At 34.6% G+C, this 23,775-nt stretch carries 15 protein-coding genes; 12 read left to right on the top strand and 3 right to left on the bottom strand.

The window, feature by feature from the left end; genetic code table 11:
* The first annotated feature begins 404 nt into the window (after positions 1-404).
* On the top strand, positions 405-1,484 hold the full coding sequence (locus tag AQPE_RS22360; protein ID WP_318348451.1) for an IS110 family RNA-guided transposase: 1,080 nt from the start codon (positions 405-407) through the stop codon (positions 1,482-1,484).
* Positions 1,485-2,012: 528 nt separating this feature from the next.
* Here AQPE_RS22360 and AQPE_RS22355 read toward each other — a convergent pair.
* Positions 2,013-5,924, bottom strand: coding sequence for a T9SS type A sorting domain-containing protein (locus AQPE_RS22355; protein WP_318348701.1), 3,912 nt, complete (start codon positions 5,922-5,924; stop codon positions 2,013-2,015).
* 354 nt (positions 5,925-6,278) lie between these two features.
* On the opposite strand from AQPE_RS22355, the gene AQPE_RS22350 reads away from it, so the two are divergent.
* Positions 6,279-7,721 (top strand): MBOAT family O-acyltransferase, encoded by a 1,443-nt coding sequence (locus AQPE_RS22350; protein WP_318348700.1) that lies wholly within the window; start codon positions 6,279-6,281, stop codon positions 7,719-7,721.
* Positions 7,722-8,886: 1,165 nt separating this feature from the next.
* Here AQPE_RS22350 and AQPE_RS22345 read toward each other — a convergent pair.
* Entirely contained in the window at positions 8,887-9,891 is a 1,005-nt protein-coding gene (locus tag AQPE_RS22345; protein ID WP_449658191.1) for an IS982 family transposase, read from the bottom strand.
* A gap of 331 nt (positions 9,892-10,222) precedes the next feature.
* A complete protein-coding gene (locus AQPE_RS22340; RefSeq protein ID WP_318348699.1) occupies positions 10,223-10,681 on the bottom strand; it encodes a hypothetical protein in 459 nt (152 codons plus the stop codon).
* Positions 10,682-11,538: 857 nt separating this feature from the next.
* Here AQPE_RS22340 and nadE point away from each other — a divergent pair.
* From nadE to AQPE_RS22290, 10 genes are all read left to right on the top strand, one after another.
* Positions 11,539-12,558: an NAD(+) synthase gene (gene nadE, locus AQPE_RS22335; protein ID WP_318348698.1), complete on the top strand. Its 1,020-nt coding sequence runs from the start codon at positions 11,539-11,541 to the stop codon at positions 12,556-12,558.
* Positions 12,559-12,892: 334 nt separating this feature from the next.
* Positions 12,893-13,159: an acyl carrier protein gene (locus AQPE_RS22330; protein ID WP_318348697.1), complete on the top strand. Its 267-nt coding sequence runs from the start codon at positions 12,893-12,895 to the stop codon at positions 13,157-13,159.
* Between the two features lie 152 nt (positions 13,160-13,311).
* Positions 13,312-14,877, top strand: a complete 1,566-nt coding sequence (locus tag AQPE_RS22325; protein ID WP_318348696.1) for a class I adenylate-forming enzyme family protein — start codon at positions 13,312-13,314, stop codon at positions 14,875-14,877.
* 23 nt (positions 14,878-14,900) lie between these two features.
* The gene (locus AQPE_RS22320) at positions 14,901-15,317 is read left to right on the top strand and encodes a nuclear transport factor 2 family protein (protein WP_318348695.1); all 417 of its coding nucleotides are present in this window, start codon (positions 14,901-14,903) and stop codon (positions 15,315-15,317) included.
* Between the two features lie 12 nt (positions 15,318-15,329).
* Positions 15,330-16,241: a N5-glutamine methyltransferase family protein gene (locus AQPE_RS22315; RefSeq protein ID WP_318348694.1), complete on the top strand. Its 912-nt coding sequence runs from the start codon at positions 15,330-15,332 to the stop codon at positions 16,239-16,241.
* 24 nt (positions 16,242-16,265) lie between these two features.
* Positions 16,266-18,245, top strand: a complete 1,980-nt coding sequence (gene asnB, locus AQPE_RS22310; protein WP_318348693.1) for an asparagine synthase (glutamine-hydrolyzing) — start codon at positions 16,266-16,268, stop codon at positions 18,243-18,245.
* A 349-nt stretch (positions 18,246-18,594) separates the two neighbouring features.
* Positions 18,595-20,205 (top strand): sensor histidine kinase, encoded by a 1,611-nt coding sequence (locus AQPE_RS22305; RefSeq protein ID WP_318348692.1) that lies wholly within the window; start codon positions 18,595-18,597, stop codon positions 20,203-20,205.
* A 124-nt stretch (positions 20,206-20,329) separates the two neighbouring features.
* Entirely contained in the window at positions 20,330-22,327 is a 1,998-nt protein-coding gene (locus AQPE_RS22300; RefSeq protein WP_318348691.1) for a PAS domain S-box protein, read from the top strand.
* Positions 22,320-22,853, top strand: coding sequence for a response regulator (locus AQPE_RS22295; protein ID WP_318348690.1), 534 nt, complete (start codon positions 22,320-22,322; stop codon positions 22,851-22,853). Before AQPE_RS22300 ends, AQPE_RS22295 begins: the two co-directional genes overlap by 8 nt.
* On the top strand, positions 22,850-23,749 hold the full coding sequence (locus AQPE_RS22290) for a sigma-54 interaction domain-containing protein (protein ID WP_318348689.1): 900 nt from the start codon (positions 22,850-22,852) through the stop codon (positions 23,747-23,749). Before AQPE_RS22295 ends, AQPE_RS22290 begins: the two co-directional genes overlap by 4 nt.
* Positions 23,750-23,775 lie beyond the last annotated feature (26 nt).

Here is a 23,775-nt window from a genome sequence, read left to right as displayed (position 1 = left end):
TTCAATTATTAAAAAACTAATTGTTGTTTGCTGGTTCCCTGAGATTTCATGAGAAAGAAGTAGTTTTTTCTGCTTTGTTTCCGACTGGTCTGTCATATTATTTTCCAGGATGTTCAGGATAAATCGGCACGAGTAGTTTTGGTGCGGAATAGTAAACTTCTCCATGTTTGATGAGCTTGTCGAATCTGGAGAATCTGACCTGTCGGGCAGGGGTTGGGGATGAGGACGTCATTACTACAACCAAATTCTTTCAGAAATGAATTAAAAATGAGTTAAAAACTTATAAACAATCGTCTCTTTACAAACGAGTCCCTATGTTTGTAATATACGATTTTGCTAAAGTAGCATAAGTCAAAAGAGTATTATTTTTAGTTACGCTATTAACTAATAAAACTCAAAGACTTATGCAAACACAAAAGACGGAATTAGATTTTAAAGGACAAAATTTTTTTGTCGGGATTGATGTTCACCTGAAAAGCTGGACAGTGACAATTTTAACAGAAGAGCTGTTACATAAAACATTCACCCAGCCTGCCAGTGCAGTAATATTGTGCAACTACCTGAAGCGTAATTTTCCCGGTGGCAATTACAATTCGGTATATGAAGCTGGTTTTAGTGGTTTTTGGACTCATTACAGGTTAAAGGAAATGGGAATAAACAATGTCGTTATCAACCCGGCAGATGTTCCGACCTCACAGAAGGAGCAATTGCAGAAAGATGACCCGACTGACAGCCGAAAACTAGCACGGTCATTACGTTCAGGTGATTTAAAGTCTATATACATTCCAAGTTCATCAACGTTGGAAGACAGGTCCTTGGTTCGTATGCGGGCAACTTTGGTCAAAGACATGGTTCGGTTCAAGCAACGGATTAAATCGTTTCTGTACTTCTATGGAATCGATTATCCACCGGAATTTGAAAAATCTGGGTCCCATTGGTCAAAGAGATTTATGAAATGGCTCGGTGAAGTTTCATTGCAACACGGATCCGGGACACAGGCGTTAAAAATATTGGTGCAAGAGGCCGAACAACAACGGAAACTATTGCTGGAAGTGCTTAGAGAGATCAGGTTATTGTCGCGCAGTGAAAGATATGCTGGAAATATCGCTTTGCTGCGAACTATACCTGGAATTGGGCTAATAACTGCCATCACGTTCTTGACAGAGATCGAAAATATTGAACGGTTTGAAAACACTGATCATTTTGCCGGGTTTGTAGGACTGGTTCCCAATTATCACTCTTCCGGGGAAAAAGCCAATAACGGGGAAATGACGTTTCGGGGACATAATACTCTCAGAAGATCATTAATTGAGAGTTCCTGGTTTGCCGCAAGGTTTGATCCTGCCCTGACGATGAGCTATCATAGTTATATCAAGAGAATGGACCCAAACAAAGCGATTGTCAGAATTGCAAGAAAAGTATTGAACCGAATGTATTATGTACTCAAAAACAAAGTGGAATATGTTCCGGGAGTTGTCAAATGAATCCTTAAAAACAATCAGTATATCAAAGTGACCGCTAACTGCCCCTTGCAGCTTAGTCTGCTTAACGAGAATGCGGCTCTTTACTTGTAAAAACTGAAACAGGGAAATGTAGCATTAATTTGTCTACTGATAGAAGGTTGTTTTTATGAGATGTTTATCGTCCATCGGCTTAAAACTTAAAACATTGGGTTTTTCTTAGCCATATCTGGATTCCTGTATAAGTAAAAGGAAGGTTCGAAAACCTTCCCTTATACAGTGTATCCGTAAAGAGTATTGCTGACAGGTTGCTCCCCAGCAGAGCCTGTGTCCCCTTCCTCTTTACTAAAAGCAAAGATAATCTATTGGGACCAAGCGATTTGAAAAACAGAAAAAAATAGTCAGAAAAAATAATGCTCAAAGAATTTGGATTACAACATAGAAGGGGTAAAGCAGGTACACGTAAGCTGCCTTAGGCAGGCAATGACGATGATTGTACTCATAAAAATCCCCGGAACATTAACGAACCGGGGATTCCAAATCGAACCAAAACTATTTATTAACGATCAACTTTTGTACATATTCATTTTTACCCAAGATCGATTTTACCAGATATAATCCGGGCGTGAACGAGTCTAAATTAATTTCTTCTGTATTTCCTGAAATAGGCTTGGCAATAAGTTTTCGTCCTGATATATCCGAAATCTCAATTCGGCTATCGACTTCAGGAATTTTAGAAAAACGAATAGTAACCTGATCTTGACATGGATTTGGAAATACATCAATTTTTACAGCATCATTTAAATTAGTTATTGCAGTTGCAATTGTTGCTGACTTCATCTTGACTAACACAGTAGCATTTTTTTCATATTTCATCTGTCCTGTAATAACTTCAGTGTTGACTTTTGATTCATCACCGCTAAGTTTACTCCATGTCGAGATTTGAATTTGATCTCCAACCTTAAAACCATCTGGATTTTGGTTATTGGTTGAAAAAGATGATGCTAAACTAACTGAACCACTCAAAACATTTGCTTCCGTGATTTTAGTAGTTGCAACGCAAAGTTCTCCATCAAAGGCGGCGATTTCATCACCTACTGAAATACCGATAGTATTTAGACCTGTGATATTAATGTTCATGTGATCAGTTCCATTTCCTTCAACTAACGAATGATAATATTCTGTTTCTTCTGCTTTTGCTAAAACAACAGCAGATTTTGGGTAGCTCTCTTGAAATGTAAGTATTGCATCAGCACTGATTTTAACCTTATAGGCTTTACCAGGAATTAGATTACCAATACCATTTTTCCAACCTCCAAATAGACCCCAGTTCTCGATTGAATTACCAACTTCATCCTGAACTTTAACTAATTTATTCTGATCAATCAAGGTTTGAAAGACATTCATTGCATTGACCACATCAGTACGTGGATATGAAATAATATTCCAACCTGTTTTCAGTGAAATATCAAAAGGCATTGCGATTGATCTTCCTGTTACCTGCAAGGTGCAATTATTAGCAACTTGAATTTTATAGCCTTCTGTTTCTTCCATTGAGCCAAGCTGATTGATCCAACCTCCGAAATCGCCCCAATTCTCTAATGAATTGCCGGTTTCATCCTGCATCTTAATCAAACTACCTTGATCCTGAAGACTTTTGGTAACAGCGCTAACGTTAGGGTTCTGAACAGAAACATAAGTAGAAATCATGTTGTATCCTTTCAGCAATTCGATACTTTGAGTAATTACATTATAAGAAGCAATTTCAACGACAGCAGTAGCTGCAGGAGAATATTTTCCGTTTGTTTTCCAGGTAGAAACATCGCTGCGATAAACAACTCCATTTACCTGCAATTCGCTTTGGGTTTTACTATCCCAAATTTTAAAGACAATAGTATCATTATCGCTAAAACCATTACCTGAGCCATCATCTTGTGATGCCAAAATGGAAAGGAATGTAGTATTATCAGAAGAAACAATCGTTTTGGTTAATTTTGTAGTACCTACACATTTAGAACCACTAAATACGGCTATTTCATCATCAACTGATAATGGAACATCTTCCAAAGTAGCTGATACAACATTGATATTCATATGGTTCAAGCCATTTAATCCTTCCCATACGGTTTTAAAATGTGAAGGGACAATATCACCCTGCTTTGTAATCACATCGGCAACTTTTGGTGTTATCGAATTTGAAGCTATTGAAGCAACAGAGCTTCCAACAGAATTGTTCGCTTTAACTGTAAAAGTATAGGAAGTGCCATTGGTTAATCCCCCAATAGAATGTGTCAGAGAAGTTGATCCTGCATTGGTATCGACTCCTCCTGCAGGAATTGAAGTCACAGTATAACCTGTAATAGCCGAACCTCCTGTATTTGTTGGAGCTATAAATGTAACTAATGCGCTAGCGTCTCCAGCAGTGGCAACAACTGAGGTTGGAGCATTCGGCAAAATAGCATTTGCAGTATAGATCAATTTGGTTGGATTAGTTAATGTACCATTATTGGTTGGTGTTAAAGTAATACTTCCCGCAACAGTCGGTGTGATTGAAAATGTTTGTGCAGTCGAAGAATTGGAAAATGTAAGCACTTTAGCTGAAAGTCCAACACTACCTGTACCTGATGGCGTAATAGTTATTGTTCCAGTATAAACATTATTAGGTGTAACTGTAAAATTAGCAGAAGGACTGTTTACATTACCCGACGAAGTACCGGTAAATGTGAAAGTACTGGCTACAGGAGCAGAAATCGTTACACTTGCCGATTTTGATGCCGAAACATTTCCTGCTGCATCTTTTGCCCATGCATAAAGTGTCTTTGTTCCAATAGATGAAAAAGCATAAATTGTAGGTTTTGTCGATGACCAGCCAATGGCTCCTACTAAAGGCGTAGTGGATGTTTCGGTTAATAAATATCCTGTGACTCCGATATTGTCAGTTGCTGAAAAAGATGTTATTGAAATTGTTTGAGAAATGGATGACACTGGAATTGCAAATCCAGTAATTGTAGGTTTTTCAGTATCAATAGTAGTAGAACCGTATTCATAAGCACCTATATCAGGATTTCCTACTATCGAATTTCCAGCATAATCAGTTGTTAGTCCAACACCTACTCCGGCATTAATAGCCGGAGAACCAAGCTGTAACTGAAAATCAGAGGTTGACACAAATTTGGGATTGGCATTTATTCCATTGGTATCAAACCCATATCCTTGCCATGTAGCCCAAGATATGCCCGAGCCATTATATTTAATGAAATTACCTGATGCTATATAAACACAATTGTTATTTATGGTCGCATTGCCTTGAGTAGCTATATCAAAAGCATATCGTCCAGTTGTAGCGTAAAAAATATTATTTTTAACAATTAAATAACCGTTCACATTATTCAAAACTTGTAATTCTTCAGGGTAAGCGTCTTCAGTAGTATTATTATTGAGGTAAAAAGTATTGTTTAATATACTTATTTTTAAAATCCCGGTTCCCTGTTGTAGTTCTAATATTCCTGTTCTATTTCCTGTAAGAATATTGTTGTATATAACCATTGTGGAACTGTCGGATGTAACCTTTCCTCCAACTTCCATACCACTCCATCGTGAACTACTTATGAAATTATTATAAATACTTCCACTTGCTGCATATTTAATTCCACTGCCCTTACTTGAATTGGTAATCGTATTATGATGTACCTTACAGTTAGTTACTTTTATGTCCACATATATTCCATGACAATTTGCGTTCAGACCTACACCTCCATTATCATGTATAGTGTTATAAGCTATTTCTGTACCATCGTCGGCGACCGTTGCAGCAGCTACATGTATTCCTGCTCCCCAACCAGTATAGGCAGCATTTGTATAACTTATATCATTGTAAGTAACAAGATTGTGCCCACCTGACAATTCTATACCAACCGCCGATATATTTGTAATAGTGCAATTGGTTATTATCGTATATCCGCCAGTGTAGGTAACTGCAGTCGTAAAGGCATTTGTTGTTCCCATATTACTCATTGTTAAATTCTGAATAGTAATATGAGTAGAGTTGCTTCCGGATATACCGTAATCAGTAGCATTCTTTAAATCAATACCATCAATTGTAATATAATTCCTATCGCTAGTTGAAATACACCTTGCATCAACGTTATTGGCATTAATGATTGGGTTTGCACCTGTTCCATAATTTCCTAAAGTAATGGGATTACCAGCAGAACCAGACGAAGGAACATTTAATCGACCTACAAAAACATCGCCCTTTTTAAATAAAATTGCATCACCCGGATTAAATGTTTTATTATTAACCATGGATATAGTTTTCCAAGGGAATGCTGATGTAAGTCCAGAATTGGAATCACTACCCGCATTGCTTACATAGTAAGTTGCAGCATTGCTTAATATAAATAAATGGATAATCAGAATGGATAGTAATGTTCTTTTTGCAAATCTCTCATAAATACTTTTCATCGCTGTCGTTTTTTAAAAATTACTGAGTAAATCATCTCCTTCGTACTTTCATCTCCACCTTATCTATCCATACATTAATCAATAATTAGTATGAATACATTCAGTAAATAAAGGACCGTGTCTTTAACGAGTCAACAAATTCAAATGGTATTCCAAAGATTAAATAAAATAAAAAAACATAATTATAAAGATGACAACATATTGTATTTCAAATACATAAGCTCAAAATAATAATTCACTTTTTTTAATATAAATCAGGAATAAAAAATTTGATGATTTTTAACTTATTTTATACGCACAACTGTGCGTATAAAATCTAATTGAACCAATCATAATAACGCGATCCAAAACAATATGACATTCATTTCATTTCATTATTTTTTTCTATTAAGTATTTCTTTGATTGTTTATTATGCAATAAATAGCAAATATAAATATTGGGTTATATTTATCGCTAGTATCTTTTTTATTTATTCTATATCTGTAAATGTGCTGTTATTTTCATTCACATTTACAGCTTTAAATTATTTTGGAGGACTTAATCTCTACAAATGCCTAAAGAATACCAAGCTGAGAAAAATCACATTCTGGTCGTTGATTGGATTAGACATAGGAATATTGATTTTTTTTAAATACATTAATTTTATTTTTGAGAGTATTAATTCATTTTTCCAAATTGCTCAAATACCCGTAGAAATCGGTCTTCTAAAATTGATTCTACCTATTGGAATATCCTATTATACCTTTCAATCAATTGGATATTTAATCCGAATTAATAGAGGTTTTGAAATGCCAGAGAGAAATTTTATTCGATTCTCAAGTTTCCTTTTATTTTTCCCAAAATTTCTTTCTGGCCCAGTTGAACGTTCCGATCATTTTTTTCCACAGATTAGTAATCTGAAAAATTTTAATCAAACTCTCTTTTCAAGCGGATTGAGGCTTATTTTATTTGGGGCATTCAAAAAAATGGTCATTGCTGACAACTTGCATGAACCTCTTGAAATGGTCTATAATAATGTATATCAATATTCAGGGACTCCGCTCATTTCAGTACTATTTATACAACTAATTTATGTTTACTATAACTTTTCAGGTTATACTGATATTGCATTAGGTTCAGCAAAATTATTTGGAATAGAAATTATAGATAATTTTAACCGTCCATTTTTGTCCAAAAGCATTACCGAATTTTGGAAGAGATGGCATATTTCCTTATCATCCTGGTGTAATGAATTCATCTATTTCCCATTCATCATAAAATATAGAAAATTAGGTAATATAGCTTCTGTTCTTGGAATATTTGTTACCTTTCTAATAATTGGAATCTGGCACGGAGCCAATTGGACTTTTGTTATACTTGGGTTACTTCAAGCTTTAGCCATTATCTATGAATTTTATACTAAAAGATATCGGCTAAAATTAGCATCCGGATTTCCATTGTGGTTTAGCAATACAATATCCAGAATATTGGTCTATATATTTATGAGTTTTTCGATAGTTTTCTTCTTTTCCAATTCGTTAGTAGACGCCGTTTATTTTATAACCAACTTGTTTAAGAATATTGATATCCGATTTTCTGGTTTCCATTTGCTTACTGACTCATTCAAATTTAAAATGGCTCTTTGCTATTTTATAATTCTATTGTGCTATGAAATATTAATTGAAAAGGGATATGATTTGCAATCTTTATTTTTTAATCAGCCAAGATGGGTTCGTTGGTCTTTATATTATTTAGTAATCATCCTAATATATTTTCAAAATTCAGAAATTTCCACCTTTGTGTATATGAAGTTTTAATTTTTATTGGAATCACGAAATCAATTACATTCATCAAATAATGAAACGAGCCATGAGAGCGATACTCTCATACACGAGGATGCCTAATATGGCGAGTTCCATCTGGCAATTAAAAAACAAATTATAGACAGATGAAAAAAAATTTAATCCAAATATTCATTTTTAGTAGTCCAATTTTGCTCACTTGGCTAATCATATTTCTGATTAATCCCTATAATTTCTACGATATCCCAGGAATAGTTGACAATAATTCAAAGTTGAAAATAATTAATCGTTCCTATGAGGTACAAATGCGAGGAAATGTGTTATGGAAAATATTTGAATTTAGACGAAAGCCATGCAAAAATATAATCATAGGAGATTCTCAGTCCTACCATATGAATGAAGAACTGATTACTGATCTCACTGGAAATAAATTCTATAATTTAAGTATTCCAGGTGCGAACATGGAAACTAAGTTCAATATCTTTTGGTTCGCTATAGCTCAATCAAAACTAGATAATGTAATAATCCAATTATCATTTCCGAATTTAGTAATAAACCCAAAAAAGAATTTGTTTCAATTTGCAAAGGACAATATGGATAAGCCCTACCAATACCTATTCAATTCGGCAACCATAATTGATACCTACCAAAATATTAAATTTAAGATTACAAAGAATTTTCAAACAGAAATAAGTCCTTTTTCATTTCCTTTGACAACCTCAATTAGTAAATCGTTCGTATCAAGTTTAGATGGAATGTATATAAATTATTTATACAATACGAACTATATTGATGAGTTAAGAAAGATAGTAACTTATTGTAAATCAAAAGACATTAAAATTGAGTTTCTAATTCTTCCAATGTATTATGAATACTATAATTATCTTACTACACATAATTTAATGAGGTTTTATGACCAATTCATTTCCAATATCACGGCACTTGGAACAACCTACGATTATTCAAGGGATAGCAACATAATCTATAATGAAAAAAACTTCCGAGACTTTTTTCATCAAAATCAATGTATTACAGACAGTATCACTCGATTGATATGGAAAAAAAAGTAACCAGTTGAGCCTCTCGATTAATTCGTTATCACAAAAATGAATAATCATCCAATTCTCAGAACCAGAATTTGACGAAACAAAGAAAAAATTTCAATAAACCCGTTGTGCGATTAAGATGCGAGAGCATACTTAAGTTTATTCAAGGGTTTGTTGTTTAAAAAGTTAAAATATTGAAGCACTGTCACTGCTGTAATTTTTGATAAAATACGAACCGAAATGCCCAGGTTTGATTTTGCATAGTTACGCTTGAGCATAAATTGATCGCATAGTTGAGAGAATAGTGTTTCGATTCGTTTTCTTGACTTTTTAAAAATGTACGCAAAAGGTTCTTTGCCTTTTTGATTGCTTCTTTTGGGTGTTTCTAATCGAATATTGCACGATGAAAACAAATCCAATTGATGTTCTTTTGATAGATATCCTTTGTCTCCAATGAGCCTGCAATTGCTTAATAGAGAGTGTTTAACATCAGTCAAATAATAAACATCGTGAACGCTTGCTTTACTCATGTCCATGCTTGAAAATACACCTCGAACAGAAGTTACAAGATGTAATTTGTAGCCGTAATAATAGGACTTGCTAACAGCAGAATAACCTTTATCTGGTGCTGTTTCAAAGTTCTCCCTGCAAATTTTGCTTCGTTTCTCCCGGGCTATTTGACAAACTGGAACAGGAATAGAATCAACAATGTAAGTATCTTCTCCTTGGTTTAGAATGTTTGATAAGCCCTGATTAAAGGCAGAAATCCAGGGATAAAGCCGCTTATGTCTGCGATTAAAATTAGAACGGTCGATCAGGTTTGGAAAATCGCTGGTATAATCTGACTTAAGTTTACCAAAGAAGTAACTTTCAGAGTCAATGCCAATAGATTCTGCAGTTAGAGCTAATGCAATTATTTGACAATCTGACATTTTTGGATTTCTTGGGTAGTTTTGAAAGTTGTCAAACTCATTAATCCGATCAGAAAAGAACGATTTGGTTAAACCAATAAACTTGTCGAAATTTGCCTTCAGGTTGTGCATAAGTAGAATAATGAATTGGCGTTTGTTTTCTACTAATATATTGAATATCAATATAATGCACAACTTTTTTGACAATGTTTTATTAATTATTTTCAATCGCACAACGAGTTTCAATAAATAATTCCAAATGATTTATTGATCTAAATGGATCAGTAAATCAAGAATAACAATCGAAAATATTAAACTTTTAAATTTGCTTAATTGATGGCGTTTCTATAACTTCGGGCAGGAAATAGTTCTTTTATGTGCTGACAACATCCAAAAAAGAGGGAAGTAGTTAGCGCTACTCCCCTCCTACTTATGAATCATGCAACTCCTAATCCTGATAAGATAGGCTTTGGGTAGTTACATTTCCTGGCAAATCAGTTGCAGTAATGTCAAATCTGGTTTCAGAGACCAAATTTGACGAATTCTGAACCTGATAAGTTCATGTTTGATTGTCGATGCCTAAAACACCGTTTCCAGACTCAAGCACCGAGCCATCAGGAGCATTAACCGAGATTGTTACCGATTTTACCCTAAGGTAATCGACTACAACCACTTCAACGATTACGATTCCCGATTGATCGGTGCTTATTTTTGCATTCATTATTTCCGGAGAACGGAAATAATCAGCAATAGCAGCCGCACTTGCAGAGGGCAATTTCTTCACTTTCGCCACAAGCTCATATTCAACTCGCAACTCCGGATCATTAAATGCACGTTTGGCATAGAGGGAAGCCAATCGAAACCGCTCTCGCTGCATCACCTGGCCTTCAGAAGATTTTTTACTACTGGGAACCGGAGCCGCAGCTACAACGGTTTCCCCATTTAATCTGCGAAACACTAAAGTTCCGCCCACTGTGCCTCTAAGGCCAGCAGTCAACAGGCTTTTTGTCTTTGCCATGTTAAAAAAAAATTAAAAATGAATAAATAAAAAAACAAGACCATTATCTCACTGCAAAAACGTTGCTCGGGCTTGGATTTTAATGCCATTAATTGCGATCTCATCATGTTATAAAATTAAAAATCCAAATCAACAGATTAACACAAAATTATAAATTAAGGAGGCTATACAGCAACCTGTTACGAAATAGTTATCAACATGATATTTAATAAAACTTGTTCAAAATTTCTGCTTATTCGATTATTTATGATCTTATTTTTAATCCCAAAGTTTGTATCTTTGCGAACGCTAAGATTTCATTGAAGACCACACGAACACCTCTGACATAAGAACAGTCAATCGATTGATTATCAGCATACAATCCAAATCTCTATTCCATACAACATAAAAATTCACAATTCGCGTTACACAGCGATTTGTAAAAAACATTTCAACAAATGTGAATGATTATGAACACCTACTCATTAAAGCAATTAAATAAGAATTTGCATAACAATAGATTCTGACAACATTTTTGTTCTTTGCCGTTGGCTTCAGCCAACGGTTAGAATACAGATAATAAAATTGTCAGCGTGAATTCGTTTTTCAGGGCAAAAGCCATTAACCCACTAATTTGAAAAACTATCCTTCGCCTTTGGCTTCAGTCAACGGTTAGAATTTAGATAATAAATTCGTCCGCGTGAAATCGTTTTTCAAGGCATAAACCACCTCTCGGTGGAATTGAAAATCCGACCATACAATTTTAGTATTATTTTCAAATATTTATTTGCCTTAATTACTAAAATTCCATCACGATGCTTATACAATGCCTGTACAGTAGCTGTACACTTTAGGGCTTTTCAAACAATACAAATCAAATGAACGCTAATCAAAAAAAACAATTAAATACAATGGAACCAAGAATAACAATTCCATTTTCAAAAGACATATTAAAATTTGAGAATGTGGAAGCTGAAGCAGATCGAATCTCCAGAAGATTAAAAGATGATATCCTGGTAGTACTAAAACGTAAGGGTGCCGTTATTGGAATCAGTGGAGGAATTGACTCGTCGGTAACTCTGGCATTGACAGTAAAAGCAATCGGTTCAGAAAATGTTATAGGTATTATGCTGCCAGAAAAAGACTCAAGTCCTGAAAGCAAAGAATTTGCCTTAAAACTGGCAGGTAAATTAAATATTAAAACTTTGGAGGAAGAGATAACCAGAGCTTTAGACGGATTCGGATGTTATCGTCGAAGAGATGAAGCTGTAACTGCTATTTTTCCAGAATATAATCCCAACGATTTTAAAATGAAAATAGGAATCAACCAAAGTGGATTGAATCAATTTTTACCGCCTGTTTTTTCGCTTACAATCATAGGTTCAGATGGAAAAGCAAAAAGCAAAATATTACCAATTAAGGAATATCTACAAATTGTTGCAGCATCCAATTTCAAGCAACGCTGCCGGATGTCAATGCTCTATTACCATGCTGAACGATTGCATTTTGCCATGATTGGCACACCAAACAAACATGAAGTTGAACAAGGTTTTTTTGTTAAGAATGGAGATGGTGGAGCTGACATAATGCCTATTGCACATCTCTACAAATCTCAAGTTTACCAATTAGCTGAACATTTAGGAATTCCTGAAGAAATCATTAAACGCACACCTACTTCCGACACCTATTCTGCTGAACAAACTCAGGAAGAGTTCTTCTTTCAAATGCCATATCTTGAAATGGATCTCATATGGTATGGATTAGAAAATGGAGTTCCAGAAGAAGAAGTCGGAAAGGTCTTGGGAAAAACGAAAGAAGAAATCAGACATATTTACAATAATTTAATCCGAAAGAAAAAAACAACAGAATATTTAAGAATGGCTCCAATAACTTATTGATAATTTAACAAGTAAAAAGGGTTGAAACGATTTAATTTCAGTAATTAAATTTAAATTTGACAATAATAGATTTGCTCGATTTCGTATTATTATTCCATATGAATAAGACTTAAGTTCTGCAAAATCTATATTGTCGTCTTTCTTTTCACCCCAAACCCCTGAAGGGGCTTTGATCACAAACATCGCAATCGACTGTAGCTGAGACAAGTCCCCTTTAGGGGATTTAGGGGTTGTTAATAAAGCGAACACGACATTGTTTCTTTCTCATTACTTAATAATTGGAAAAGCAAAAACATTTTCAGGCAAAAAATTGTTAAATTAAATAAAAGGATTTATGGTAGATATTTTTCAAATTCAGGAACAAATTAAACAGTTTATTCTTAAAACTTCATACGTTTCAACTGATCAAGTTAATAATGACACACTCATTTTTGCTCAGGGGATAATGGATTCAATGGGTTTTATTTCGATCATTGGTTTTATTGAAGATAATTTCTCAATCACGACAGACGACAATGAGCTCCTTGAAGCAAACTTTGAGTCAATTAATGCAATTTCAGATTTTGTTTTCCGGAAATTAAATACGAATGCCAATAAATAGTTTTCTAGTTATTTGGTATCCGGTTATTGACTGATCTGTTTCAGCGTACTCTGATATTAGATACTACCTCAATAAAGCTTGGAATGATTATAGATTGCGAAACCAATTCGATACAGCAAGATTATTACATTTAAAACTTAATTGCCAATCTTATGAATTCAAGACCACAACGTTTATTAGGAGAGGCCTTGGAGTTCTCCTGTTTAAATCACCCTTTAAAAACAGCAGCTATTTTTAAAGAGAAGGAGTATTCGTACGAGGAATTAACTGAGTGTGCAAAAAACTTGGCATTTCATTTGGTAAATACGGGGATTGAAAAAGGCGACCGTATTGCGATATACATGAATAACTCATGGCAATCTATCGTTTCAATATACGGTATAACTCTTGCTGGTGGCGTTTTTCTGGTCATAAATCCCCAAACAAAAGCAAATAAACTCAATTACATTTTAAAAGATAGTGGTTCTAAAATTGTAATCTCTAGTGGTAATCTCCATCCCGAATTATTTCTTGCAATTAAAGAATTAAATGAGATAAATGAATTAATCTTGACAGAAGGTGAGGTCCTTACAAATGATTCAGCATTTGAGTTTACAAACTTTGAAGAAATCATTTCCAGTAGTGAAATTGCAAATCTACCAAAGATAATTCCAAATGATCTGGCAGCGCTGATCTACACCTCGGGTAGTACCGGATTTCCAAAAGGCGTAATGATGACGCATCAGTCTATGGTTTTCACATCATGGAGTCTAATCGAATATTTAAGATTAACTGAAAACGAACGAATTATGCTTGTTTTACCATTGGCATTCGATTATGGACTTTATCAGCTAATTATGGCAATCACTATTGGTGGAACATTAATTATTGAACACTCATTCAATTTTCCACCAACAATATTCAGGCAGATAGAAAAACTAAAACCGACAGTCTTTCCTGGAGTTCCATCAATTTATGCGATGATGATTGCAACTCATAAAAAAACAGGACTAACTTTCGACTGTGTCGAAAAGATCACAAATACAGCAGCTGCACTTCCTGAAGAATTTATTGCCGACCTGAAGAAAATATTCCCCAATGCTCTCATCTTTAAAATGTACGGGCTAACTGAATGTAAAAGGGTTTGCTATTTGGAGCCTGAATTAAACGATGAAAAGCCAAATTCTGTTGGCAAAGCGATACCTGGCACCGAGGTTTTTCTTTTATCTCCTGAAGGGAATCGGGTTGGTCCAGGAGAGACTGGAATTCTGCATGTGCGTGGTCCTCATGTAATGGCTGGTTATTGGAATAATGAAGAGTTAAGCAATATGATGCTGAAGCCCGGATTAATCCCAGGCGAACGGGTTTTATGTGCGCATGATTTGTTTAAGATGGATGAGGAAGGATTTTTATATTTTCTTGGAAGAAATGATGACATTATCAAAACAAGAGGTGAAAAAGTAAGTCCTGTTGAAGTTGAAAATATCATATACAAAATAGCTGGAATAAAAGAAGTTGTGGTACTGGGATTTCCAGATGTGATTTTAGGTGAATCTATCGTTGCTTTCATAACCACGCACGATCAAATAACAATTCAAGAAAGGGAGATCCAACAGGAATGTATGGCTCAACTTGAACCTTTTATGGTACCACAGAAAATTATTTTACTCTCAGAGATGCCCAAAAGCAGCAATGGAAAGTTTGACAAATCAGAATTAAAAAAGCTCATAAGTCAATAAATTGTAGTTTTAAATCAAGGAAAATGAATCTTTCAAAGACTGAAGCAGTGACCCTTTTTAATGAATGGCTCATGGCATGGAATGACCATGACCTAGAAAGAGTTATGAATTTATTTCATGAAGATGTTATTTTTGAAAATTGGACGGGTGCAACGGTTATTGGTAAAAGAGCACTGAAAAAGGCTTGGATGTTGTGGTTTATTAATCATGGAAATTTCATATTTACTGAGGAAGGCGTTTCCTTTGATGCGGAAGAGCAAAGAATGATATTTATGTGGAAGTTGGAATGGCCATCCCACTTGACTAACTACAAGGGGAAGAATGAAATAAGACATGGAGTTGATATTTTGTACTTTAAGGATGGGAAGCTTATTCAAAAGCATACCTATTCAAAAACAACAGTACAAATAGAGGGCTTGCCAATATCATTGGAAAATTAAAGAGATATAGAGATGAAACAAGAAGTCCTATTTCAAAAATATTTAACTGAACTTGAGAGCCAATTAAGCATTCTGACTGATAAAAGTGAGGAAAATGCTTTAAATACTCTATACGCGTTGTGGCATACTGTAGCTGGGAATAGAGTTTCACCAATTAAAGCCATTAAACTTGACTTACCAATTCTGGAGCCTAATCAAATTAGTGATCTTGATGAGTTAATTAAGTGCAGATTACAAGGAGTTCCACTTGCTCATTTGACCGAAAGACAGAATTTCATGGGCTTGGATTATATTGTAAACAAAGGGCTTTATATTCCCAGAAAAGAAACTGAGCTTTTAGCTGAAACGGCAATCAAATTAGTATTAAAAGATTATTCAACGCAATCAAAAGTCAGTGTAATTGATTTATGCACCGGAATTGGAACCGTTGCCCTTGCTATTGCGAATTACTGTAAAGACACAATAATATTAGGATCAGACATTTACAAGCCAGCAATTGAAGCTGCGATTATAAATGCAAAACATTTTAAACTGGAGAGTCGGGTTTCCTTTTACAATTCTGATATGTTTGACCCCTTTGAATCGATGGAAATAAAAAATAAGGTAGATATTATAGTTAGCGCTCCACCATACATTTCAACAGTAAAAGTAAAGCAAATGGCAAAAGAAATCGCTGAACATGAGCCATCAGAAGCATTTGATGCAGGACCATTTGGATTATCAATTTTCAACAAACTTATTTCAATCTCTCCGGAATATTTGTGCAACAATGGATACCTTATTTTTGAATGTGGATTAGGACAGGGCGAATATCTAGGCAAAAAACTTCGTTCAAATGTTAACTATGGAGAGGTCACTGAAATCTGCGATGAGCATGGAAATATTCGGGTATTAAAAGCTAGAAGGGTCAGTGCAAACCGTTAAACAATAAATCTAAACTCATTTTCAATGTGCGGAATTGCCGGAATATATAATTACCATTCATCAAAAGAGCCTTCTACAGAGCAAAACGTAAAGAAGATGCTTTCGATGATAAACCACAGAGGACCTGATGAAAGTGGAGTTTATCTCGATGAAAATCTGGGAATTGGAAATGTTCGTTTAAGCATTATTGACCTTTCGTCAGGACAACAACCCATGTGCGATGAAACAGGAAGATATTGGATCGTTTATAATGGCGAAATATTTAATTATCTTGAATTAAAGTTAAAGCTAGAGAGCACTGGAGTCAGGTTTAAAACCAACTGTGATACTGAAGTTGTAATTCAGATGTATGCCAAATATGGCTCAGAATGCCTGACACAATTTAATGGTCAATTTGCTTTCTGCATTTGGGATAGGAATAAAAAAGAAATGTTTTTGGCTCGTGACAGAGTTGGAATCCGGCCATTATTCTATTGGTCACAAAATAAAACCTTTGCATTTTGTTCTGAAATTAAAGGACTTTTTACGCTTAACCAGATTGAAAGATCCCTTGATCAGGAAAGTCTCGCCCAGATTTTTACATTCTGGACCACACTTGCGCCTAAAACTCCATTCAAAAATATCGTTGAGCTGCAGCCAGGTCATTTCATGAAAGTAAATTCAAATGGTATTCAAATTCAAAAGTATTGGAACATGAATTTTACTTCCGGTAAGGAAGCTCAAGACAGAAGTTTCTCCGAATCAATTGAAGAACTTGATGAATTACTACATGACGCAGTAAAGATTAGACTGAGAGCTGATGTTCCGGTAGGTGCATATTTAAGTGGTGGCCTGGATTCAAGCGTTACAACTGCTTACATTAAGGATATTGACTCAAATATTTTAAACACTTTTTCGATTGGATTTACCGATAAAACATACGATGAAACAGCATTTCAGCTAGAGGCGGCTAAGTTTTTTGGAACAAATCATACTGCATTTTCGTGTACTTCGGAAGAACTGGCCGAAAATTTTGCAGAAACAATCTGGCATACTGAATTTCCGATTCTGAGAACCTCTCCTACCCCAATGTTTTTGTTGTCAAAAAAGGTAAGGGAAAGCAACATTAAAGTCGTAATAACCGGCGAGGGTGCTGATGAATTCTTAGGTGGTTACAATATATTCAAGGAAGCAAAAATCAGAAGGTTTTGGGCAAACGAACCGAATTCGACTGCCCGACCAAAACTCCTGACAAAACTTTATCCGTATATTCCACTCTTGAAAGATTCTCCAGATCTGGCTTTAAAAATGTTTTTTGGATATAAATTGAAAGAAACAGAAGATCCACTTTATTCTCATCTACTCCGTTGGCACAATACCAGTAGACTAAAATCATTTTTTACAGACGATTTTGCCCCGTCTTTGGATAAGAGCGATCCAATAAACATTGTCTATAATAATCTCCCTGAAAATTTCGGAACTTGGAGTGATCTCTCAAAGTCTCAATTTCTTGAAGCTAATATTTTCATGTCCGGATATTTGTTATCCTCTCAAGGCGATCGGATGGCAATGGGGAATTCAGTAGAAGGACGCTATCCATTTTTAGATTATCGGGTTATCGAATTCTGCAATCAGCTGCCAGATAATTACAAACTTAATGGCTTAAATGAAAAATTTATTCTTAAGAAATTAAGCATTGGTAAGATTCCAGACTCCATTACGAGTAGGTCAAAACAAGCATATCGTGCACCAATTAGCAACCTTATTACTCAGAAGTCAACAAGCTATTTAAAAGATATGCTTTCAGACGAATCATTAAGGACATATGGCATTTTCAATCCTGAAAAAGTAAAAAACTTACTTGCAAAAATTGAAACCCATGGATTAATATCCGAAATTGATCAGATGGCAATTGTTGGAATTCTTTCGACCCAAATTCTATATAAAAAGTTCATTCAGGAACCAGTAATTGCAAATGTTGAAAACCTAAAGAATTATAGGATTATTGATCAATCAAAACTTTAGAAATTCGGGTAATTATTTCTGCCTATTTTGTATCACAAATCTTTCAATCTAGAGTATTGGTGGTATCATTTCCTTATTTTGTAAACATTCAGCAAAAAAATCCTCTTCATGGCAATTACGGAAAGATAAACTAAATCTATTCACACTTATCCTTCAATTTTCTGATTTTCAATATCAAACATTTTTTAGTGTCAAGAGTTATTTAATCATGTTAGGTGAATCTATTTTACAAAACTGGCGTATTAAAAACAAAAGCTCATAAAACGAGTCCTGAGGAAACATACTTGGCGCTAGATGATGTCCATTTGGGCAAGTTTCATATGGTTATTGAAAAACGAATAATTGACAGATGAAAAAGACAGAGTCAAAGTCATCAATTTCCAATATTATCAATGAAGAATTGAATGATCCCTATGAAATTATATATGCATATCCACGGGATGAAGAAATCCATTTAAAATTTCTGGAAAGGGCACAGATCAATGCTCACATGGCTCGGTGGTTTCTCGACCATGAATACAATAAACTCATATGGTCGGATGAAATATTTGAAACTCTTGAGCTTGATGCGAGAAAATATGGCGCCAGTTTTTCAAATTATCTCGAAGTTGTGCATCCAGACGACCGCCAAATAAAGATTCGGGCACAGGAAGAATTAAAAACAAGCAGAAAACCTATTGAAATCAACTATCGGCTACGTTTCAATGATGGGCGAATTAAATGGATCAATGAAATTTGTAGTAGCGATTTTGACATTGAGGGCAATCCGATTCGGTCATACGGAACAATTCAAGATATCACAAGATATAAACTTGCTGAAGAAAACTTCAAACAAAAAGAAGAACAATTCGCCAGTTTGATAGAAAGCTATCCTTCATTAATTGCTATAATTCAAAACAACAGATTTGAATTTATAAATCAGGCAGGTCGTCAAATGCTTGAAGAAAAATCACCACTTCAAGTTAAAGGAATGAGGATTAACAAGATTATACCACCAAGATCGCGGAAGAATTATATAAAAAAAAATAAATCGGTTACGCTTGGTCAAATTGAAACGACATTTGAAGAAAAGTTGCTTCGAACAAATGGTCATGAATTTGATGCTGAAATTAAATTAATCAGAACTACGCACAACGGTTTCCCGGCAGTTCAAATGATTATTAATGATATAACATCCCGCAAGAAAGCGGAAGAAACCGTGATCGTAGGCGAAGAAAGATTCCAAAAGTTAGTAGTCAATTTGTCTGAAAAAGAAAATAAATTGAAAGAATTAATTGAAACCAAGAACAAATTCTTTTCTATTATTGCCCATGATTTGCGAAGTCCATTCAACAGCATTATCGAATTTTTAGACATATTACTAATTCAATATGAGGAATTTAGTGACAGTGAAAGAAAAAACTATTTAAGTCTCATTGAGGACGATGCGAATAGAACACTTAAATTATTAGATGATTTATTGGAATGGTCAAAAGTGCAAACTGGCACAATACCTTTTCAACCAAAACAACAAAAACTATGTCCAATTATTAATTATGTTTCAGAAAATTTAGAATCGGTTCTATTTCTTAAACAATTAAAGCTAAATTGCGCTATACCAAGCGAATTTGAGATATTTGCGGATACAAAAATGCTGACCTCAATCTTTAGGAATTTAATAAGTAACGCAATCAAATATTCAAACCCTCAAGGAATCATAACCATAAGTGCTCATTCATTAAACAATCAAACTGAAATCATTATTGCCGATAATGGCATAGGTATGAATTCAGAAACGAAAAGAAAACTCTTCCATATAAATCAAAAAGTCTCAATTCCAGGCACCGCCAACGAAAAAGGAAGTGGATTGGGATTAATCTTGTGTAACGATTTTATAGAAATGCATAAGGGAAAAATTTGGGTTGAAAGCGAACCAGGAAAAGGAAGTAAGTTCTTTTTTTCGCTGCCAAATGAAAATTGACAAATGTATCACACGAGTTCTTCTGTGCATTCATAAATAATTGAGTCTATTTCATCTTTTGAAATAATTTGCGATAATATTTATATATTTTTACAAATGAGACTTCTCCCACTCAATCAATATCATGTTAAATAACGAAATTTCGAAAATTTTAATAGTCGACGACAACTCCTTTTATTTATCGGTATTAAAAACGATATTGAAAGATGTTGATGCCAATATTTACCTTGCAACTTCGGGGAAAGAAGCTCTTTCACTTTTAAATGAAAATAATTTTGCGCTGGCCGTTCTTGATATACAAATGCCAGAAATGGATGGTTTTGAACTTGCTGGTAACATAAGGAATTTACCGAACAGAGATTTATTACCTATAATCTTTCTGACAGCATATTCTTCAGATGAAATTCAGATGTTTAAAGGCTATGATAATGGAGCCATCGATTATCTTACAAAGCCAGTAAATAAAACGATATTCATCAGCAAGGTGAGAATATTTCTTGAACTGGACCGACAAAAAAGGAACCTGATAGCAAGCAAAGAATCATTGCAAGAATCTAAAATTGAACTTGAGAAGAAACAGATTGAAATGAAGTTGCAGAATGAGGCTTTACGGCTTGCTCAAACTGAAACAGAAGAATCAAGAAAAAAATATTTCAAACTATATGATTTAGCGCCAATTGGCTATTGCACAATAAATGTTAAAGGAAGTATTCTGGAAATAAACCTTATAGGTTCAAAGCTTTTGGGAAATGAATTTAATAAGTTAATTGATCTTAACTTAAAAGAATTCGTAGCAAGAGAATCGCATAGCACGCTGAAGAAATTTCTAGGTAATGTATTTGAAAATAAAGAACATACTGGATGTGAAGTAAAGCTAAAGCCAACTTCAGGAAAATCGGTTTATGTATATCTTAAAGGTGCAATGATTGATGAAAATCAAAAATGTTTGCTCTCAATGACTGATATTACTGAACTGAAAGAAGCTCAAATGGCTCTGATCGAGTCTGAGGAATTGTATCACTCATTGCTAAAGACTTCTCCGGATGGAATAATCATTACTGACTTAGAGGGAAAGATAATAGAGGCCTCAGATGTAGCAAAAGAATTAGCTGGTTGTAAAACTGTAATTGAAGGTATGCATTTTATGAATTTTATTCCAGAAAAGTCGCAAGATGATTTAACAAAAATCTGTAAAACAACATTGACGCATGGAATGATTCAGAATTTTGAAATCGCACTAAAAAGGATTGATCAGACCGAGTTTTTTGGAGAAATAAGCACAACACAGATAAAAGGGAATGACGGTGAAATAAAAGCATTTATGTCAGTCATCAGAGATATTTCGGAAAGGAAACTAATCGAAAAACAGTTACGACATACAGAACGAATGACTGGAATCGGAGAATTAGCAACTGGAATGGCACATGAAATAAACCAGCCGCTAAATACCATTTCATTGATTATTGACAACATTGTTTATTCTATTGATGCCAAAACAATAACCGAAGATTATCTTAAAACAAAAATTAATAAGGTTTTTGACAACATCACCAGGATCAGGAAAATAATAGATCATGTGAGAACTTTTTCCAGAGATCAGGATGACTTTGTTCAAGCAGATTTTGAAATCAATGCAAGCATTCAAAACTGTATATCAATGATTTCCGAGCAATTCTCGCATAAAGAAATTGATCTGACTTTTCATCCATTCAAAAATATACCAACTTTATCCGGAAATGCATACCGGTTCGAACAAGTTATACTAAACATGCTTGTCAATGCGAAAGATGCAATAGAAGAGAAGAAAAAAAGAAATTGCGGCAAATTCAAAAAGCGAGTTGAGATTTCAACCGCTTTACAGAACAATATTATTCTCGTTGAGATTAAAGATAATGGAATAGGCATTTCTCAGGAAAATATTGATAAAGTATTGCTACCATTCTTTACAACCAAAGAGCCCGGGAAAGGTACCGGCTTGGGATTATCAATTTCATATGGCATTATAAAGGAATTAGGTGGCGAAATTGAAATTCAAAGCAATCCTAAAACAGGAACAATCATAGCATTGAAAATTCCAATTCAAGATTTCATGAATAAAAAAAACACTTTCAGTCATGTTTAATACTACTGGAAAACCCGAAAATCATCAATTAAATGCTCAAATGAAAGTGCTTGTTATTGATGACGAGATCAATTTCACTGAAGAGATTGAAGAATTTCTTCTCAATCAGGGATACATCTCATTTACAGCCAACAATGTACACAAAGGCCGGGCAATATTGAAAAGTCAGGATATTGACTTGCTTATTCTGGATGTTCGGTTAAAAGGAATCAGCGGGCTGGATATTTTAAAAGAGGTTAAGCAAAGTTATCCTAAATTGGAAGTCATTATTGTTTCTGCTCATGGCGACATGGAAACCGTAATTACAGCATTAAGAAACGGAGCCATTGATTACCTTAAAAAGCCATTTCGACATACTGACATACAAATAGCCATCCAAAGAACTCGCAAATTTTTAGATCTTCAACGAGTCATAAAAAATATGGAGGAAAAGACCTCGCTTATTTCAAAAACCTGCAAGAAAAGATCAAGCGCGATTTCATTGGCGAAAGTCAACAAATCAAGGATATTCTGGAATTGGCCATGACTGCCTCTAAATACAGAGATACAAGTGTACTAATTACCGGAGAAAGTGGAACTGGCAAGGAAAATGTTGCGCGCATCATTCATTACGAAAGTAGCAGGAAAGACAATATTTTCTGCGCAGTAAACAGCAGTGCCATAACAGATTCTCTTTTAGAAAGTGAATTCTTTGGCCATAAGAAAGGTTCATTTACTGGAGCAATTGTCGACAAAAAAGGATTTTTTGAGGTTAGTAATCAAGGCACTCTATTCCTGGATGAAATCGCCGATATGCCGATTAATCTTCAGGCCAAAATATTAAGAGCCATCGAAGAAAAAACGATAACCCGGGTAGGCGAAACAGAACCAATTGCTACCGATTTTAGAATAATCGCCGCGACAAACCACGACATTAACCAATTAATCGAAGAAAAAAAGTTCAGGTTAGACCTGTTACATCGGCTAAACACGATTCACATCAAAATTCCACCATTGCGCGAGCGAATTGAAGATATTGAACCGCTTCTCAATCATTTTGCTTCGGAGTTTGCCCGAAAACTAAATAAACCTACACCTAAAATAGAAAAGACGACCATTAGCTTTTTAAAGAATTATTCTTTCCCTGGAAATGTAAGAGAGTTAAAAAATATGGTTGAAAGAGCCCTGATCTTATGCAAAAATGAATACTTGTCGGAAAGTGATTTCATGACTAATACCTCCAATAAGACAGATTCGCCGCAGGCAAAAATCAATTATAACTTGGAAGAAAATGAATTAAATCTAATTCGTCTGGCACTTATAGAAAAAAACTACAATCAAAATAAAACAGCCGAATTATTAGGAATCACGCGAGATTCATTGATAAGAAGATTAAAAAAATATGGCATTCAGGTATCGAGAAGTGGGAACTTTGAAGCTTAACTAAATGCTAAATTTTAGAAAATATC

The organism is Aquipluma nitroreducens, from assembly GCF_009689585.1.
Lineage (GTDB): Bacteria > Bacteroidota > Bacteroidia > Bacteroidales > Prolixibacteraceae > Aquipluma > Aquipluma nitroreducens.
The sequence above is the reverse complement of the archived record's forward strand: the minus strand, read 5'-3'. Positions and strand labels throughout refer to the sequence as shown.